Source organism: Acidovorax sp. sif0632 (assembly GCF_019218805.1).
Classification (GTDB): domain Bacteria; phylum Pseudomonadota; class Gammaproteobacteria; order Burkholderiales; family Burkholderiaceae_C; genus Acidovorax; species Acidovorax facilis.
Map to the genome: position 1 here is coordinate 406,318 of NZ_JAHUWW010000003.1, position 16,062 is coordinate 422,379.

Here is a 16,062-nt window from a genome sequence, read left to right on the forward strand (position 1 = left end):
GGGGCCAGTTTCAAGATTCAATCAATCCAGAGAGCGGGGGCAAAGCTTGCTGCCAGGTCGCCATCCAGGACAAGGCGACCTGCAACGATCCTATGCCTAAACCTCTTGGGCATTCGGCAGCGCCAGGCGGGAGGTGTCTTCCTCTCCCTCCTCCACCCCCACCCGCCCCTCGTTCAGGCTGGCGATGCCCTCGGCGGTAATGTCTCCGGTCACATAAACACCATCAAAGCAGGACGCATCAAACCCTACGATGGCGCTATTGAGGGCGCCCACCGCCTTTTTCATGCCGTCCACATCCTGATAAATCAGCGCGTCGCAGCCAATCGCCTGGCGAATCTCTTCCACCGTGCGGCCATGGGCCACCAGTTCGCTGCTGGTGGGCATGTCAATACCGTACACGTTGGGGTAACGCACCGGCGGTGCAGCGCTGGCAAGGTACACCTTGCGCGCGCCCGCATCGCGTGCCATCTGCACGATCTCGCGGCTGGTGGTGCCACGCACGATGGAATCGTCCACCAACAACACGTTGCGGCCCTTGAACTCGCTGCCGATCACATTGAGCTTCTGGCGCACCGACTTCTTGCGCACACCCTGCCCCGGCATGATGAAGGTCCGGCCCACATAGCGGTTCTTGACGAAGCCTTCGCGGTATGGGATGCCCAACAGGTGAGCCAATTGCGTGGCACTGGGGCGGCTGGACTCGGGGATCGGGATGATCACGTCGATTTCGTTGGGTGGCACGGTAGACACCACGCGCTTGGCAAGGGCCTCGCCCAGGTTCAGACGCGCCTGGTACACCGAAATGCCGTCGAGCACCGAGTCCGGGCGCGCCAGGTACACGAATTCGAAGATGCAGGGGTTGAGCTGCGGGTTTTCGGCGCATTGGCGGGCATGCACCTGTCCGTCGAGCGTGATGAAGATCGCCTCACCGGGGTCGATGTTGCGCTCGAACACATGCGATGTGCCCTCCAGGGCGACGGATTCGCTGCCCACCATCACAGTTCCATCCTGGCTGCGCCCCATGGCCAGCGGGCGAATGCCGTGCGGATCGCGGAAGGCCAGCAGGCCGTGGCCTGCGATCAGCGCGATCACAGCATAAGAGCCCTTGATGCGTTTGTGTACCGCACGTACCGCAGTGAAGACGTCTTCAGGCTGCAGCGGCACACCCCGGGTGGCGCGCTCCAGCTCGTGCGCGAACACATTCAGCAGAACTTCAGAATCGCTTTCCGTGTTCGTATGGCGGTGGTCCGTCAGGAACAGCTCGGTGCGAAGTTCGCGCGCATTGGTCAGGTTGCCGTTGTGCACCAGCACGATGCCGAACGGTGCATTGACATAGAACGGCTGCGCCTCTTCTTCGCTGTAGGCGTTGCCTGCGGTGGGGTAGCGGACCTGGCCCAGACCCACATTGCCAGGCAACGCGCGCATGTTGCGCGTGCGGAACACATCGCGCACCATGCCCTTGGCCTTGTGCATGAAAAACTTGCGGCCCTGCTGGGTCACGATGCCCGCTGCGTCCTGACCACGGTGCTGCAAGAGCAGCAAGGCGTCATAGATCAGCTGATTGACGGGCGCTGGACTGACGACGCCGACGATTCCACACATAGTTGTATTCCATCCGTTTGCGGGAACAGCCCCGCGGCAACCCAGCGGCAACGGCTTCTGGCCGCAACCGCATCGCTATCAAGAAGGCAGATGCCTTCCAAATTCTTCCGGCAGCGCCGGTTTCAAGCCCCGAAGCACTTCAGCCAGCACCGGGGCCCCTTGGGACTCCTGCCACCACAAGGCTTCGTGCAGGGGCGTGAGGCCCGCCACCACGGCCACCGCCAGCAGCAAAACCACCCCGCGCAACACCCCGAAGGCCGCCCCCAAAGTACGATCTGCAGGCCGCAGGCCGATGGCATCCACCAGCTTTTTTGCCAGCCATGTCAAAAAACCGCAGGCAAACACCGACGCAACAAACACCACCACAAACCCTGCGGCATAGCGCAATGCTTCGGCCGACTCGCCCATAGGCAACAACGCCGCCATGTCCTCGGCAAACCATTGCGCCACAAAAAAAGACACCACCCAGCCCACCAGAGACAGCACCTCGAACACCAGCCCGCGCCAGGCTCCTACGAGCATCGATGCCAGCAGCACCGCCGCAAAAATCCAGTCCAGCGCAGCCATGGATACAAAAACCCCTTGGCGCTGGCCTACAGAGTCAGCACAGAGGCCGACAGATCCAGCGCCTTGATGCGCGCCGCAGCCTTGTCCGCCTCAGCCCGGTTGGTGAAAGGCCCCACACGAACCCGTGTGCGCTTGCCCTCCTTGGTGTCCACCACCTGGGTGTAGGTTTTCATGCCCGCACGCTCCACTTTGGTACGCGCTTCACGAGCTTTGTCTGCGTCTGCGAAAGCACCCACCTGCACAATGAACCGGGCTTCCTCGGCGGTGGCAGCCGCAGCCGCGGGCTCTGCCGACCGGCCTTCCAGCAGCGCACGCGCGCGGGCAGCCTCGTCCGGGCGCTGCACAGGCTTGGGCTCGCTGGGCACCGGCGGCTTGGGCTCTGGCTTCGGTTCGGGTTTTACTTCCGGTTTGGCTGGCGCTGCAGGGGCGGGTTTGGAAGCCGCGGAACGCGATCCTTGCACCAGTTCCTCGCCATCCGCGAGGCCATTGCCCACCGCACTGTTGTTGCGCTGGGGCGTGGGGCGCGGTGCGGTGGCCACGTCCTGCGAAGACGGGGTCGAAGGCTTGGCAGCCGCTGGCGCCTCAGCAACCGGCGCGGGTACCACCAAGGGGGCCACCTTGTTGCGGTCGGGGATCTCGATGGGAATATCCACCGGAATCGGCCGGGGTTGGGTGTCAAACAGCATGGGGAAACCGATCACCCCAATCAGCACCAGCACTGCGGCGCCGATCAACCGATGGCGAGCACGCCGCCGCATCACCTCGATGCTCTCGGCCTGCGGGGTGCGCGGGCGCTTGGACGGCTTTTCGGCCTGAGCTTGTTCACCCTGACCGGGCCACCGAAACTTGAAAAATGCCATGGAGTAACGACTCGTTCGGACCTCAGAACCTGTCTATTGGCCCAGATGTTTGGCGTGCAGGCGAGGTGTTCCGTTGATCAGAACACCACCCACCGTGTAAAACGAGCCAAAGACCACGATTCTATCAGCGGGGTCTGCCGCGGCGACCGCCGCCTCCAGGGCATCCATGGGGTCTGCGTGCAGACTGGAGGTCACATCGCGGCGCCCGCCCGCCACCATCTGCACGGCGTTCCACTTCTGCTGCAGGACGGCGGCAGTCTCGGCGCGTGGGGTCGGCAGGTTGGTGAAATACCAGCGGTCCACGAGCGGGCCGACCTTGGCCAGCATGGGCCCTAGGTCCTTGTCGGCCATGGCGCCGAACACCGCATGCGTCGTGGGAAAAAACCCCATGGCATCCAGATTGGCAGTGAGTGCAGCCACTGAATGCGGGTTGTGCGCCACGTCGAGCACCAGCGTAGGCTGGCCTGGCACGATCTGGAACCGCCCCGGCAGCTCCACCAAAGCCAGGCCGTTGCGCACCGCCTGGGCCGTGACGGGAATGCGCTCGCGCAGGGCCTCCAGCGCGGCCAGCACGCCCGAGGCATTGATCAGCTGGTTGGCGCCGCGCAGCGATGGATAGGCCAGCCCCGCATAACGGCGGCCCCGCCCTGCCCAGCTCCACTGCTGTTTGTCGCCGGAGAAATTGAAATCCTTGCCGAAACGCCACAGGTCGGCACCGATTTCCAGCGCATGGTCGATGACACTCTGGGGAGCCATCGGATCGCCCACGATCACGGGGCGGCCCGTGCGCATGATGCCGGCCTTCTCCCGGCCGATGCTCTCGCGGTCTGGTCCCAGGAATTCAGTGTGGTCGATGTCGATGCTGGTGATGATGGCGCAGTCGGCATCAATGACGTTGGTGGCATCCAGGCGCCCGCCGAGCCCCACTTCGAGGATGGCCACGTCCAGCCGCGCATGGCTCATGAGGCGCAGGATGGCCAGCGTCGTGAATTCGAAGTAGGTGAGGGAGATTTCATTGCCATTTTGGACCCTGGCGCTTTCCACAGCTTCGAAGTGCGCTATCAAATCAGAAGCATTTACAATTTCACCGTGAACGCGGCAGCGCTCCTCGAAATGCACCAGGTGGGGCGACGTGTACACGCCTGTGCGGTAGCCCGCCTGCTGCGCCACCGCCTCCAGCATGGCGCAGGTAGAGCCTTTTCCATTGGTGCCCGCCACGGTGATCACGGGGCAGTCAAACCGCAGCACCATGCGGCGTGCCACTTCACGGACACGGTCCAGGCCCATTTCGATGTTGCGGGGATGAAGCTGCTCGCAGTGGCGGAGCCAGCCTTCCAGGGTGTGGATTTTGGTATGCATACAGGGCGGGATTGTCGCCCAGCCACAAGTTCGAGGATGATGCGCGGCATGACAACCTCACTCATCACCGTTTACGGTATACCCAACTGCGACACCGTCAAGAAATCCCGCACCTGGTTGACTGAACAGGGCGTGGAATACCAGTTTCACGACTTCAAGAAACAAGGGGTGCCCGCCCACCGCCTGCCCGACTGGATGGCGGCAGCAGGCTGGCAAAAACTGGTCAATCGGCAGGGGACCACATGGCGAAAGCTGGACGCGCAAACCCAGGCAGCTGTCACCAACGACGATAGCGCCAGCGCCCTGATGCAGGCCCAACCTAGCGTCATCAAACGCCCGGTGGTGGAGTGGCAGCACGGTGGCCAGGTGCACATTTCCGTGGGTTTTGCTCCCGACCAATGGCAGATGTGGTTGGGACGGGCTGCAGGCACCTGAACCGGCACGTGAATCAATCGCCAGGACCGGAGAAATTGCACAAATCTTTACGCAGATTTACGGCGGGCAGGCCCTGAATTGACCGTGCGGGCCTAAACTTTTCTGCAGTCTGGTGCGTTATGTACCGACCCGAAAGGAGTTTCTCCATGAAAAAGATCGTCATTTTTTCCGCCATGGCAGCCATCGCCACCATGGCCAGCGCCCTGGAACAGGGCCGCGTGCTCTCGGCCACCCCCATCGTCCAGCAGGTCGCGACGCCGCAGCAGGTGTGTGGCAACGAGACCGTCTATAGCGGTAACCGCACCACCGGAGCAGGCGCCGTGATGGGCGCGATTGCTGGCGGCGCAGCCGGCAACGCCATTGGCAAAGGCAGTGGCCGCGCCGCCGCCACAGCCATTGGCCTGATCGGTGGCGCCGTGATCGGCAACCAGATCGAAGGTGGCCAGCCGCAGTACCAGAACGTACAGCGCTGCACGACCGAGACGTATTACGAGAATCGCACAGTGGGCTACGACGTGGTGTATGAATATGCAGGGCGCCAGTACACCACCCGCACCCAGAACGATCCAGGCCGCTGGATCCCGCTGAGCGTGCAGCCTGCAGGCCAGACCTATTCCACCCAGCCTGATCCTTACGCCTCACAAGGTGTGTACAGCCAGCCGGGCGTAGTGACCTCGACCTACCCTGCGCAACCGGTGTACCAGCAGCAGCCCACCTATGTGACGCCGCCGGTCACGGTGATCGAGTACGGCTACGACAGCCGTCCTTATTACCCGCACCACCGCAACCCGTACTGGCGCTAAGCCTCGGCATGCCAGCATCACCAAGAGCCCTTCGGGGCTCTTTTTTTTTGCGCCCAACGGCTGATGGGAATTTTTCAGAGGCCCGCTGTAGCGGCGCTCCCCGCCCCCTGCCCTAAAATCCCGGGTTTCCCTCTACCTTATCCAGCGCACCCATGACCACCGAAAAAATTGACGGCGTGTCCGTCACCACCCAGGCCAATGTGTACTTTGACGGCAAGTGCGTGAGCCACGGCATCACGTTTGCCGACGGCACCAAGAAGTCGGTGGGCGTGGTACTGCCCGCAACGCTGACCTTCAACACCGGCGCGCCCGAGATCATGGAATGCGTGGCCGGATCCTGCGAATACAAGCTGGACGGCACCGACGCCTGGGTCAAGTCTTCGGCGGGCGACAAGTTCAGCGTGCCCGGCAACTCGAAGTTCGACATCCGCGTGACCGAGGCCTACCACTACATCTGCCATTTCGGCTGATCGTTCGACTGCGCATTCGGCTGGAATTTGATTGATTTTGGCCTCTAGCGCTTATCTATCAAGCGCAAGCAGCTATCATTTTTGAGAAGCATTTCATGGCAACCATCCTCCAGAACCTCCCCCTCGGCCAGAAGGTCGGCATTGCATTCTCCGGCGGCCTGGACACCAGCGCAGCCCTGCACTGGATGAAGCTCAAGGGCGCCGTGCCCTACGCCTACACCGCCAACCTCGGCCAGCCCGACGAGCCCGACTACGAAGCCATTCCGCGCAAGGCCATGGAATACGGCGCCGAGAAGGCACGCCTCGTGGACTGTCGCACACAGCTGGCGCACGAAGGCATTGCGGCCCTGCAGGCTGGCGCCTTCCATATCAGCACCGGCGGCCTCACCTACTTCAACACCACGCCTCTGGGCCGCGCTGTGACCGGCACCATGCTGGTGGCGGCGATGAAGGAAGACGACGTCAACATCTGGGGTGACGGATCGACCTTCAAGGGCAACGACATCGAGCGCTTTTACCGCTACGGCCTGCTGACCAACCCCTCGCTCAAGATCTACAAGCCCTGGCTGGACCAGCTGTTCATCGACGAACTGGGCGGCCGCGCCGAGATGTCGGCGTTCATGACACAAGCCGGTTTTGGCTACAAGATGAGCGCCGAGAAGGCCTACAGCACCGACAGCAACATGCTGGGCGCGACGCACGAGGCCAAGGACCTGGAGTTCCTTTCCAGTGGCATCCGCATCGTGAACCCCATCATGGGCGTGGCATTCTGGAAGGAAGAAGTCGCCGTCAAGGCCGAGGAAGTGTCGGTCCGCTTTGAAGAAGGCCAGCCCGTCGCCCTGAACGGCGTGGAGTTCAACGACCCGGTGGAGCTGATCCTCGAAGCCAACCGTATCGGCGGCCGCCACGGCCTGGGCATGAGCGACCAGATCGAAAACCGCATCATCGAAGCCAAGAGCCGCGGCATCTACGAAGCCCCGGGCCTGGCGCTGCTGCACATCGCCTACGAACGCCTGGTGACCGGCATCCACAACGAAGACACCATCGAGCAATACCGCATGAACGGCCTGAAACTGGGCCGCCTGCTGTACCAGGGCCGCTGGTTCGACCCCCAGGCCATCATGCTGCGCGAAACCGCCCAGCGCTGGGTGGCCCGCGCCGTGACCGGCACCGTGACGCTGGAACTGCGCCGTGGCAACGACTATTCGCTGCTGAACACCGAATCGCCCAACCTGACCTACGCGCCCGAACGCCTGTCGATGGAGAAGGTGGAAGACGCGCCTTTCAGCCCGCTGGACCGGATTGGCCAGCTGACCATGCGCAACCTGGACATCTCGGACACGCGCGACAAGCTGGGCGTGTATTCGCGCGCTGGCCTGCTGTCGCTGGGTGGCAACGCGGCACTGGCGCAGCTGGAAAATGACCGCAAATAAACCTTGGGCCCAGAATATGGGTCAAAAATGGCTCCAGCGCTTACCCATCAAGCGCTAGCAGCTACATATATATGAGCAAAGCCACCGGAAACGGTGGCTTTTTTCTTTGCGGGGAAGGTTGGCTGCTGGTCTAAACCACCACCGGCTCGGGCTCCAGCCGGATGCCAAAGCGCTCGTACACGCTGGTCTGGATGGCCTTGGCCAGGGTCATCACCTCGCCGCCCGTCACGCTGTCGGCGCCGTGCCCCCTGTTGACCAGCACCAAGGCCTGCTTTTCGTACACCCCCGCCTTGCCGATGGACTTGCCCTTCCAGCCGCAGGCATCAATCAGCCAGCCCGCCGCCAGCTTGATGCTGCCGTCGGGCATGGGGTAATGCACGATCTTGGGCTCGCGCGCGATGATGTCGGCGCACTGGTCGGGCGACACCGTGGGGTTCTTGAAGAAGCTGCCTGCGTTGCCCACCACGGCAGGGTCGGGCAGCTTGGCGCGGCGAATGTCGCAGATCCAGTCAAAAATCTGCTGGGCACTGGGGTGCTCCACGCCCGCCTCGGAGCGGCGGCGCTCCAGATCGAGGTAGCCCAGCACGGGCTTCCAGGGCTTGGGCAGCCGAAACCGCACATGGGTGATGACCGCGCGCCCCGCCAGGCCCATGCCGCGCGGCATCCCGCTGCCGTCGGGTGCTTCAGACGGCGCATGCTTGAAGACGGAGTCGCGGTAGCCAAAGCCGCACTGCGCGGCATCCAGGCTGAACGACTGGCCGGTGGCCAGATCGAGGGCGTCGAGCGATTCAAACCGATCCTGCAACTCCACGCCATAGGCACCGATGTTCTGCACGGGCGAGGCGCCCACCGTGCCCGGGATGAGCGCCAGATTTTCCAGCCCCGGGAACCCGTGCGCCAGCGTCCAGGCCACAGCATCGTGCCAGACCTCACCCGCACCCGCCTCCACGATCCAGGCCTTGGGGGTTTCCTCCACCAAGCGCAGCCCCTTGATCTCCATCTTGAGCACGATAGATTTCACATCGCCGGTCAGGATGATGTTGCTGCCACCGCCCAGCACAAACTTGGCTGCGGGGGCCAGGTCCGTATCGGCCAGAACTGCCTTCAGATCCGACACGGAGCGCACACGCACCAGGGTTTGGGCACGCGCAGCAATGCCAAAGGTGTTCCAGGGCTGCAAAGGGGCGTTTTTCTCGACTACCATTGGCCCGATTGTCGCACCCGCCCTTTCGGGCTCCTGCGATCTGTAGCTGTTTTCCCTGAGATTGAGAGCCATCCATGCCATCTTTTGACACCGTCTGTGAAGCCAACCTGGTTGAAGTGAAAAACGCCGTCGAGAACACCGCCAAGGAAATCGCCACCCGTTTCGACTTCAAGGGCACATCGGCCAGCATCGAGATCAAAGACAAGGACATCACGCTGATCGGCGACGCCGACTTTCAGCTCACCCAGATCGAGGATGTACTGCGCAACAAACTCACCAAGCGCAACGTGGACGTGCGTTTTCTGGACATGGGCGATGTCCAGAAGATAGGCGGCGACAAGGTCAAGCAGGTCATCAAGGTGCGCAACGGCATCGAGAGCGAGCTGGCCAAGAAGATCCAGAAGCTCATGAAGGAAAGCAAGCTCAAGGTGCAAGCGGCCATCCAGGAGGACAAGGTGCGCGTGACGGGTGCCAAGCGCGACGACCTGCAGGCGGCCATGGCGCTGATCCGCAAGGATGTAACGGACGTTCCCCTGTCGTTCGACAACTTCCGCGACTGAGATGGCGCACCCCCTGAGTCGCTTCGCGCCTTCCCCCTCTAGGGGGACGACGCCCTCGCTGCGGGGCGGCCCTGGCTTGGCGTCCCTCGCCTGGGCCGCGCCAGTTCCGAGGTACGGGGGAGGCGCACAACGCCATCAACGAATGACGATCCACTCCTTTGCCCTGGCCGCGCTGGTTGCTCTGTGCTTGGCTCCGTCGTGGGCTCATGCGCAGGCGGTGGCGCTGGCGGGCATGCTGGGCAGCAAGGCCTTGCTGGTGGTGGATGCCAACCCACCCAAGGCGGTGGGTGCTGGGGATGAGTACCAGGGCGTCAAGGTCGTTACCGTCACCAAAGAAGAAGCCACCATCGAAGTCAATGGCACGCGACGCGTGCTGCGGCTGGGCGAGGCCCCGGTGAGCGTTGGCGCCCGTGGCGGAAGCGGCAAGCGCGTCGTATTGATGGCCGACAGCCGTGGGCATTTCATCAACAGCGGCACCATCAACGGGCGTGTGATGCAGTACATGGTGGACACCGGTGCTTCCACCGTGGCCATCGGGCGGCAGGATGCTGAGCGCATGGGGCTCAACTACCAGAACGGCCAGTCCGTGCGCATGAACACGGCCAATGGTGTGGCGCAAGGGTGGCGCATGAAGCTGGACTCAGTGCGCATCGGCGATGTCGAGGTGTTCGGGGTCGAGGCCATCATCACCCCGCAGCCCATGCCCTACGTGCTGCTGGGCAACAGCTTTCTGACCGAGTTCCAGATGACACGCATCAACGACCAGATGGTGCTGGAAAAGCGCAACTGAGCCTGAGCGCTGCACACACCACCATGTCTGCCCACCACTCCACCGGCACCCCACACCACGCCGAAGGCGAGTACGAGGACTTGCTGGGCCTGTGGTCAGACCTGGAATCAGCGCTGTCGGTGCTGCTGTCGCGACCTCTGCAGGTACAGGATTTTGCCGCCAAGGTGCGCCAGTTCGATAGCTGGATGCAGGACCTGGTGGCGCACGACATCGACGCAGCGCTGTACCTGATGTTCCAGCTGGCGTCCACATCCACCGTGGGCTATAGCGCCTCCCATGCGCTGGTGTGCGGCACCTTGTGCCACATCATGGCGCACGAACTGCAGCTGGCACCACGCGAGCGCGACAGCCTGGTGCGCGCGGCCCTCACCATGAACATCGGCATGACGGCCCTGCAGGATGAGCTGGCCGAACAGCGTGAACGCCCGACACCGGTCCAACAAGAGGCCATCAAGAGCCACCCGGAAGAAAGCATGATGCTGCTGGAGCGCCTGTTCATCAACGATGCGCTCTGGCTGGACGTGGTGGGACAACACCATGCCACCGTGGCCGACCGTGTGCCGCTGGCCAACCAGGACCCCGTGGACCGGCTCACACGCGTCCTGGGCACCATCGACCGCTATGCAGCCATGATCAGCCCACGCAAGTCCCGTGCAGGCCGCAGTGCCACCGACTCGGTACGTGCCATCGTCGGGCAGGAGATCGACCAGCGCGATGAGGTGAGCTACACCCTGGTGCGCTCCATCGGCCTTTGCCCGCCAGGGACTTTTGTGAAGCTCGACAACGGCGAGACCGCCATCGTGCTGCGCCGCAGCGAAAAAGCCAATCATCCGCTGGTCGCCAGCCTTCTGGACCGCACCGGCACCCACCACGCGCAGCCCAGCCTGTACCAGACGGCCACCGGAAAACCCCGCATCCAGTCCGCTCTGGCCCGATCGGCCGTGAGCCTGGAGCTCAACCACCGCACCATGGTGCGCCTGGGCCTCTATGCCGCCCAGCACAGCGCCGGGCTCCGGGGGCTGATTTCAGGGCCAGGTTCGCTGTAGAACCTGGCCGTACAAGAAGCTGAGCAGACGGCACGTGCACCGCAGTCAGCGCGGCGTGCCTTCCCCCTGCGTTTACTTTGGCGACTTGCCTGCACCCTCGGCGTTCGGCTTGGCCTTTTTGCTGCCCAGTCGCGACTCCTTGCCTTCGATCAGGCGCTGGATGTTCTCCTTGTGGCGCCAGGCCAGCAACATGGCCATCACGATGATGGAGCCCGCAATCGTGCCCTCGGCATACCACACCACCCCATCCACCAGCAGGTAATACACCGGCGCAAAGGCGGCAGCCACCAGCGAGGCCAGGGACGAGTAGCGGAAGAAAAACGCGATGATGAGCCAGGTCGCAGCCGTGGCCAGCCCCAGCCAGACGCTGATGCCCAACAGCACGCCCAGCGCTGTGGCAACGCCCTTGCCCCCTTCAAATCGGAAGAACACAGGCCACAGGTGGCCCAGAAACGCCGCCAGCCCCACCATGGCGACCGTGCCGTCGTCCAGCCCGTAGGGCTGACCAAACCACATCACCAACGCCACAGGCAGCCAGCCTTTCATGGAGTCCAACAGCAGTGTGACGATGGCTGCGGCCTTGGAGCCCGAGCGCAGCACGTTGGTGGCGCCGGGGTTCTTGCTGCCATAGGTGCGCGGGTCGCTCAGCCCCATCACACGCGTCACGATGACGGCGAACGACAGCGAGCCCAGCAAGTAGGCGGCCACAGCGGCAAGGATGGGATACACGGCGGTCAAAGTAACTCCTCAAAAATCGGGGGACGGCGGACGGTCTGCCGTGGCGGCCTATTCTGCCAGCGCGCAGTGCACCGGTTTAGCACCCAGCAACTGCACGCACACCTGCGGATCGATCTGCACCAGAAAGCCCCGGCGCCCGCCATTAATGGCAATGCGCGGCAGCGCGAGGATGGTTTCTTCGATGTACACCGGCATGGCGCGCCGCGTGCCAAAGGGCGACGTGCCACCCACCAGGTAGCCGCTGTGGCGGTTGGCGACCTCCGGCGCACACGGCTCGACCGACTTGGCGCCGATCTGGCGCGCGAGGTTTTTGGTGGAGACCTTGCGATTGCCATGCATCAGCACCAGCAAGGGCTTGGCATCCTGGTCCTGCATGACCAGGGTCTTGACCACCGTGAAGGGGTCGAGGCCTAGCACCTCGGCGCTGTGCATGGCGCCGCCGTGCTCCAGGTATTCGTAGGGGTGCTCAGTGAATGCCACCTTGTTCGCCTTGAGCAACTGGGTGGCTTGGGTCTCGGAGACGTGTTCTTTCTTGGCCATGGTGCAATCTGGGTAGGGAACGAATGGTATCCAGTTGCGAGCCCCCACTGCGAACGGCAGGCAGCCCGAATCAAGGCACCTCGATCACCCGCGCTGCTGTCGTCTTGCGCCGCCCCACCTTGCGCTTGCCGTACTGCTCAATGGCAGCCACCAGCGCGTGCGTGAACTGCTGCACCAGCGCCGACGGTGCCCGCCCTTCCACGGCCAGCACCTGCAAGCGTCGCTGCTGCAGTTGCACCTCGTCAAACGGCCGGGCCGCCAGCAGGCCCGCCTCCACCCAGCGCGCCGCCGTGAGGTAGCTGGCCAGCACCACGTCCTGCCCGCTCAGCAGCGGCAGCAGCGCCGATGAAAAATTGCTCTCCACCGCCGGCACATACCGCAGGCCCTGCACTGCACAGCTCAGGTCAAACAGCTGCCGCCCGGTCGTGTTGCCCGCACCCAGCAGCAGCGGATAGCGCACCACATCGGCCACGCTCACGCTGCGCTGGCGGGCCAGCGGGTGCTGCGCGGGCATGATGGCGTAGATCGGGGCAATGGCCGAATGCAGCACCTGCAAACCTTTCTCGGGCGCCACGCTGTACTTCAGCGCCAGATCAACGTCTCCGCGCTGCACCAGGGCCGACACTTCCTGCGGCACGTCCACCAGCAACTGCAGCTGCACCTGTGGGTGCGTCTGCCGGAACACCGACATCACCAGCGGCATGAAGCTCGCGGCAAAGCCTTCGGTGCAGGCCACCCGCACACGCAAAGCCTGCTGGGCCGACAGCCCTTGCAGTTGCTCGACCAATTCTGTGGCCTGCGCATCGTGTGCCGTGGCATGGGCCAGCAGCCGGGTGCCCGCTTCGGTCAGCGCCATGCCACGTGCCTGGCGTTCGAACAGCGTCACGCCTAGGCTGTCTTCCAGCTTGCCCAACTGGCGGCTCACCGCCGATGCTGCCACGTACAGGCGCTGCGCCGCCTGATTGACAGAGCCGGTGCGCGCCACCTCCAGAAAGTAACGCAAGGGCAGGCTGAGCAGTGAAATGGGCATCGTGTACCTACTAACCAAAAGGCAACGCTCAGTTGCCAAATCTCTATCCAGAGCAATGGTAAACCGGCTCCCATCTTGCATGGTTTAAGGCTCCAATTCACCCATGGCTGTGGGTATCAGCGCGATCGCCTTTGCGGCAGTGCTACCAACACCCCACGCATCAACCTCTGGAGCCTGCATGAAAAGCCTTGTCCGAGTCTCTTTGCTGTCCGCCGTCCTGGCCATCTTCGCCAGCGCCAGCACCCTGTCCCTTGCCCAGACGACTGCGCCCTCGGAGGCGTGGCCCCAGCGAACTGTGCGCCTGGTCGCGCCCTTCCCACCCGGGGGCGGCACCGATGCCGTAGCCCGCGCGCTGGGCCAAAAGCTGTCCACACGCCTGGGCAAGCCCGTGGTCATCGACAACAAGCCCGGCGCCTCCACCATCATTGGCACCGACAGCGTGGTCAAGGCCGAGCCCGACGGCTATACCCTGCTGGTGTCGGGCTCCACCAGCTACACCGTGAACGCTGCGCTGCGGCCCAAGCTGCCGTACGACCCGCTCAAGGATCTGGCGCCTGTGGCCATCGTTGCCCGCGCACCGCTGGTGATCGTGGTCAGCGCCAGCTCGCCCCACAAGGACTTCGCCGCCCTGCTGGCCGCCGCAAAGGCTGCGCCCAAAACTATCAACTACGCCACTTTCGGCTCCGGTTCGGCCCCCCACCTGGTCGGCGCACTGTTGGAGCAGGCCGCTGGCGTGCGCCTGCAGGACGTGCCCTACCGGGGCAGCGCACAGGCCATGATGGGGTTGATCGGCGGTGAGATCCAGATGGCCATCGACACCGTGGCCAGTGCCGCACCGCATGTGCGCTCAGGCAAGCTGCGCGCACTGGCCATTGCAGGCAACGAGCGCGCCCGCGCCCTGCCCTCGGTTCCTACTGTGCGGGAACTGAAGCTGCCAGACGCAGCCTTTGACGGCTGGTACGCCGTGGCAGCCCCGGCGCGCACGCCCGCGCCCATCGTGGACAAACTGGTGAAAGAAGTCGAGGCCGCCATGCGCGACGTCCAGCTGCAGGACCAGATCCGTGCCCAGGGCATGGAGCCCGTTTTTGTGGGCCCCAAGGCCATGCACGCCGCCATGGAAGACGAGATCGGGCGCTACCGCGCGCTTGCCCACCGCGCACAGATCGTGGTGGAGTGACCCCAGCAAGGAGAAAACAATGAACCGAGAGCAACTGATCAACAGCGTCCACCACTACTTCGATGACGGCCGCTTTGCCGATGACCTGCGCCGACGCGTGGCCTGGCGCACCGAAAGCGACACCGGGCAAGTCCCCCCCACGCTGCGCACCTACCTGACCGACGAAATCGTGCCTTGGCTGGAGCCGCTGGGCTTTGACTGCCAGGTGCTCGACAACCCAGATTCCAAGGGTGGCCCGCTGTTGCTGGCCCGCAGGGTAGAAGACCCCGCCTTGCCCACCGTGATGACCTATGGCCACGGCGACGTGGTCAACGGCCAGGACAGCCAATGGCGCGAAGGTCTTTCACCCTGGGAGCTGACCATTGAAGGTGACCGCTGGTATGGCCGTGGCACCGCCGACAACAAGGGCCAACACACCGTCAGCCTTGCCGCGCTGGCGCACACGCTGGAGGCACGCCAAGGCCGTCTGGGCTACAACGTGACACTGCTCATGGAGATGGGCGAAGAAGCCGGTTCACCCGGCCTGGCCGCATTCTGCGAACAGCACAGGGATGCGCTGAAAGCCGACCTCTTCGTGGCCAGCGACGGCCCCCGGGTGAACGCGGCGCGCCCCACGCTCTTTCTGGGTTCGCGCGGTGCCATCAACTTTTCGCTCGCGGTGCGCAGCCGCGACAAGGCCTACCACTCGGGCAACTGGGGCGGCGTGTTGGCCAACCCGGCCACCGTGCTCACGCACGCGCTGGCCACGTTGGTGGACGCCCAGGGCCGCATTCTGGTCGAGGGCTTGCTACCGCCTGCCGTGCCCGACAAGCTGCGCACCGCACTGAAAGACGTGGTGATCGGCGCAGGTGCCGATGACCCTGCGCTCACGCCCGGATGGGGCGAACCCGGCCTCACGCCCGCCGAACAACTGGTGGGCTGGAACACTCTGGAAGTGCTGGCTCTGGGTGCGGGCAACGCCCAGCGCCCGATCAATGCCATCCCTTCCCAAGCGGTGGCCCATTGCCAGCTGCGCTTTGTAGTGGGCACCGACTGGAAGAACGTGCAGGCCACGCTGCGCGAGCATTTGGACGCACACGGTTTCAGCCAGGTGGAGATCACCATGGGCATGGTGTGCGGTGCCACCCGGCTCGACCTGCACAACCCCTGGGTGGACTGGACGCTGGCGTCGCTACAAGCCAGCGCGGGGCAGCCTGCCACCTTGCTGCCCAACCTGGCGGGCTCTCTGCCCAACGATATCTTTGCGGACCAGCTGGGCCTGCCCACCCTTTGGGTGCCCCACTCGTACCCGGCGTGCGCGCAACATGCGCCCAACGAGCACCTGCTGGCACCTGTGGCCCGCGAAGGGCTGGCCGTCATGGCAGGGCTGTTTTGGGACCTGGGTGAGGCGCAGGGCACACCGTGGAAGGAAGGACGTATCACCACCGCTGCGTAGACACCAGACGTAC

At 63.9% G+C, this 16,062-nt stretch carries 17 protein-coding genes; 9 read left to right on the top strand and 8 right to left on the bottom strand.

Features of this window, described 5'->3' with window-relative positions:
- Positions 1-96 precede the first annotated feature (96 nt).
- From purF to folC, 4 genes are all read right to left on the bottom strand, one after another.
- Positions 97-1,602 (bottom strand): amidophosphoribosyltransferase, encoded by a 1,506-nt coding sequence (purF, locus tag KW832_RS11790; protein ID WP_055402574.1) that lies wholly within the window; start codon positions 1,600-1,602, stop codon positions 97-99.
- A 78-nt stretch (positions 1,603-1,680) separates the two neighbouring features.
- Complete coding sequence (locus KW832_RS11795) at positions 1,681-2,169, bottom strand: CvpA family protein (RefSeq protein ID WP_055402576.1); 489 nt, start codon at positions 2,167-2,169, stop codon at positions 1,681-1,683.
- 26 nt (positions 2,170-2,195) lie between these two features.
- A complete protein-coding gene (locus KW832_RS11800) occupies positions 2,196-3,029 on the bottom strand; it encodes an SPOR domain-containing protein (RefSeq protein ID WP_218300020.1) in 834 nt (277 codons plus the stop codon).
- Between the two features lie 33 nt (positions 3,030-3,062).
- Positions 3,063-4,388 carry a bifunctional tetrahydrofolate synthase/dihydrofolate synthase gene (folC, locus tag KW832_RS11805; RefSeq protein ID WP_218300021.1) on the bottom strand — a complete coding sequence of 442 codons (1,326 nt, stop codon included), beginning with the start codon at positions 4,386-4,388 and terminating at the stop codon, positions 3,063-3,065.
- A 48-nt stretch (positions 4,389-4,436) separates the two neighbouring features.
- Between folC and KW832_RS11810 the strand changes: the two genes are divergently transcribed.
- The 4 genes from KW832_RS11810 to argG all read left to right on the top strand — a co-directional run bounded on the left by KW832_RS11810 (position 4,437) and on the right by argG (position 7,529).
- On the top strand, positions 4,437-4,823 hold the full coding sequence (locus KW832_RS11810; RefSeq protein ID WP_218300022.1) for an ArsC family reductase: 387 nt from the start codon (positions 4,437-4,439) through the stop codon (positions 4,821-4,823).
- A gap of 146 nt (positions 4,824-4,969) precedes the next feature.
- On the top strand, positions 4,970-5,626 hold the full coding sequence (locus KW832_RS11815; protein WP_218300023.1) for a glycine zipper 2TM domain-containing protein: 657 nt from the start codon (positions 4,970-4,972) through the stop codon (positions 5,624-5,626).
- Positions 5,627-5,778: 152 nt separating this feature from the next.
- Positions 5,779-6,096, top strand: coding sequence for a pyrimidine/purine nucleoside phosphorylase (locus tag KW832_RS11820; protein WP_121506085.1), 318 nt, complete (start codon positions 5,779-5,781; stop codon positions 6,094-6,096).
- Positions 6,097-6,191: 95 nt separating this feature from the next.
- Complete coding sequence (argG, locus tag KW832_RS11825; protein WP_055402586.1) at positions 6,192-7,529, top strand: argininosuccinate synthase; 1,338 nt, start codon at positions 6,192-6,194, stop codon at positions 7,527-7,529.
- A gap of 130 nt (positions 7,530-7,659) precedes the next feature.
- On the opposite strand, the gene murB is transcribed toward argG, so the two are convergent.
- Positions 7,660-8,733, bottom strand: a complete 1,074-nt coding sequence (gene murB / locus KW832_RS11830; protein ID WP_218300024.1) for a UDP-N-acetylmuramate dehydrogenase — start codon at positions 8,731-8,733, stop codon at positions 7,660-7,662.
- Positions 8,734-8,807: 74 nt separating this feature from the next.
- Between murB and KW832_RS11835 the strand changes: the two genes are divergently transcribed.
- The 3 genes from KW832_RS11835 (at position 8,808) to KW832_RS11845 (ending at position 11,129) form a co-directional block, all read left to right on the top strand.
- Positions 8,808-9,293: a YajQ family cyclic di-GMP-binding protein gene (locus KW832_RS11835; RefSeq protein WP_055402590.1), complete on the top strand. Its 486-nt coding sequence runs from the start codon at positions 8,808-8,810 to the stop codon at positions 9,291-9,293.
- A gap of 142 nt (positions 9,294-9,435) precedes the next feature.
- Positions 9,436-10,083, top strand: a complete 648-nt coding sequence (locus tag KW832_RS11840; RefSeq protein ID WP_218300025.1) for a TIGR02281 family clan AA aspartic protease — start codon at positions 9,436-9,438, stop codon at positions 10,081-10,083.
- 23 nt (positions 10,084-10,106) lie between these two features.
- Complete coding sequence (locus tag KW832_RS11845) at positions 10,107-11,129, top strand: HD-GYP domain-containing protein (RefSeq protein ID WP_055402593.1); 1,023 nt, start codon at positions 10,107-10,109, stop codon at positions 11,127-11,129.
- A gap of 72 nt (positions 11,130-11,201) precedes the next feature.
- Here KW832_RS11845 and plsY read toward each other — a convergent pair whose 3' ends face one another.
- The 3 genes from plsY to KW832_RS11860 form a co-directional block, all read right to left on the bottom strand.
- Positions 11,202-11,867, bottom strand: coding sequence for a glycerol-3-phosphate 1-O-acyltransferase PlsY (gene plsY, locus KW832_RS11850; protein ID WP_218300026.1), 666 nt, complete (start codon positions 11,865-11,867; stop codon positions 11,202-11,204).
- 48 nt (positions 11,868-11,915) lie between these two features.
- Positions 11,916-12,407: an aminoacyl-tRNA deacylase gene (locus KW832_RS11855; protein ID WP_055402597.1), complete on the bottom strand. Its 492-nt coding sequence runs from the start codon at positions 12,405-12,407 to the stop codon at positions 11,916-11,918.
- Positions 12,408-12,477: 70 nt separating this feature from the next.
- Complete coding sequence (locus KW832_RS11860; RefSeq protein WP_218300027.1) at positions 12,478-13,437, bottom strand: LysR family transcriptional regulator; 960 nt, start codon at positions 13,435-13,437, stop codon at positions 12,478-12,480.
- Positions 13,438-13,615: 178 nt separating this feature from the next.
- On the opposite strand from KW832_RS11860, the gene KW832_RS11865 reads away from it, so the two are divergent.
- Positions 13,616-14,614: a tripartite tricarboxylate transporter substrate binding protein gene (locus KW832_RS11865; RefSeq protein WP_218300028.1), complete on the top strand. Its 999-nt coding sequence runs from the start codon at positions 13,616-13,618 to the stop codon at positions 14,612-14,614.
- Positions 14,615-14,633: 19 nt separating this feature from the next.
- On the top strand, positions 14,634-16,049 hold the full coding sequence (locus KW832_RS11870; protein ID WP_218300029.1) for a M20 family metallopeptidase: 1,416 nt from the start codon (positions 14,634-14,636) through the stop codon (positions 16,047-16,049).
- The last annotated feature ends 13 nt before the right edge of the window (positions 16,050-16,062 follow it).

Excerpts from the sequence above, each read along its gene's own strand:
- KW832_RS11815 (WP_218300023.1), top strand. The coding sequence starts at position 4,970 with ATGAAAAAGATCGTCATTTTTTCCGCCATGGCAGCCATCGCCACCATG.
- KW832_RS11835 (WP_055402590.1), top strand. The coding sequence starts at position 8,808 with ATGCCATCTTTTGACACCGTCTGTGAAGCCAACCTGGTTGAAGTGAAA.
- KW832_RS11840 (WP_218300025.1), top strand. The coding sequence starts at position 9,436 with ATGACGATCCACTCCTTTGCCCTGGCCGCGCTGGTTGCTCTGTGCTTG.
- KW832_RS11810 (WP_218300022.1), top strand. The coding sequence starts at position 4,437 with ATGACAACCTCACTCATCACCGTTTACGGTATACCCAACTGCGACACC.
- argG (WP_055402586.1), top strand. The coding sequence starts at position 6,192 with ATGGCAACCATCCTCCAGAACCTCCCCCTCGGCCAGAAGGTCGGCATT.
- KW832_RS11845 (WP_055402593.1), top strand. The coding sequence starts at position 10,107 with ATGTCTGCCCACCACTCCACCGGCACCCCACACCACGCCGAAGGCGAG.
- KW832_RS11860 (WP_218300027.1), bottom strand. The coding sequence starts at position 13,437 with ATGCCCATTTCACTGCTCAGCCTGCCCTTGCGTTACTTTCTGGAGGTG.
- KW832_RS11820 (WP_121506085.1), top strand. The coding sequence starts at position 5,779 with ATGACCACCGAAAAAATTGACGGCGTGTCCGTCACCACCCAGGCCAAT.
- murB (WP_218300024.1), bottom strand. The coding sequence starts at position 8,733 with ATGGTAGTCGAGAAAAACGCCCCTTTGCAGCCCTGGAACACCTTTGGC.
- purF (WP_055402574.1), bottom strand. The coding sequence starts at position 1,602 with ATGTGTGGAATCGTCGGCGTCGTCAGTCCAGCGCCCGTCAATCAGCTG.
- KW832_RS11855 (WP_055402597.1), bottom strand. The coding sequence starts at position 12,407 with ATGGCCAAGAAAGAACACGTCTCCGAGACCCAAGCCACCCAGTTGCTC.
- KW832_RS11795 (WP_055402576.1), bottom strand. The coding sequence starts at position 2,169 with ATGGCTGCGCTGGACTGGATTTTTGCGGCGGTGCTGCTGGCATCGATG.
- KW832_RS11865 (WP_218300028.1), top strand. The coding sequence starts at position 13,616 with ATGAAAAGCCTTGTCCGAGTCTCTTTGCTGTCCGCCGTCCTGGCCATC.
- KW832_RS11800 (WP_218300020.1), bottom strand. The coding sequence starts at position 3,029 with ATGGCATTTTTCAAGTTTCGGTGGCCCGGTCAGGGTGAACAAGCTCAG.
- folC (WP_218300021.1), bottom strand. The coding sequence starts at position 4,388 with ATGCATACCAAAATCCACACCCTGGAAGGCTGGCTCCGCCACTGCGAG.
- KW832_RS11870 (WP_218300029.1), top strand. The coding sequence starts at position 14,634 with ATGAACCGAGAGCAACTGATCAACAGCGTCCACCACTACTTCGATGAC.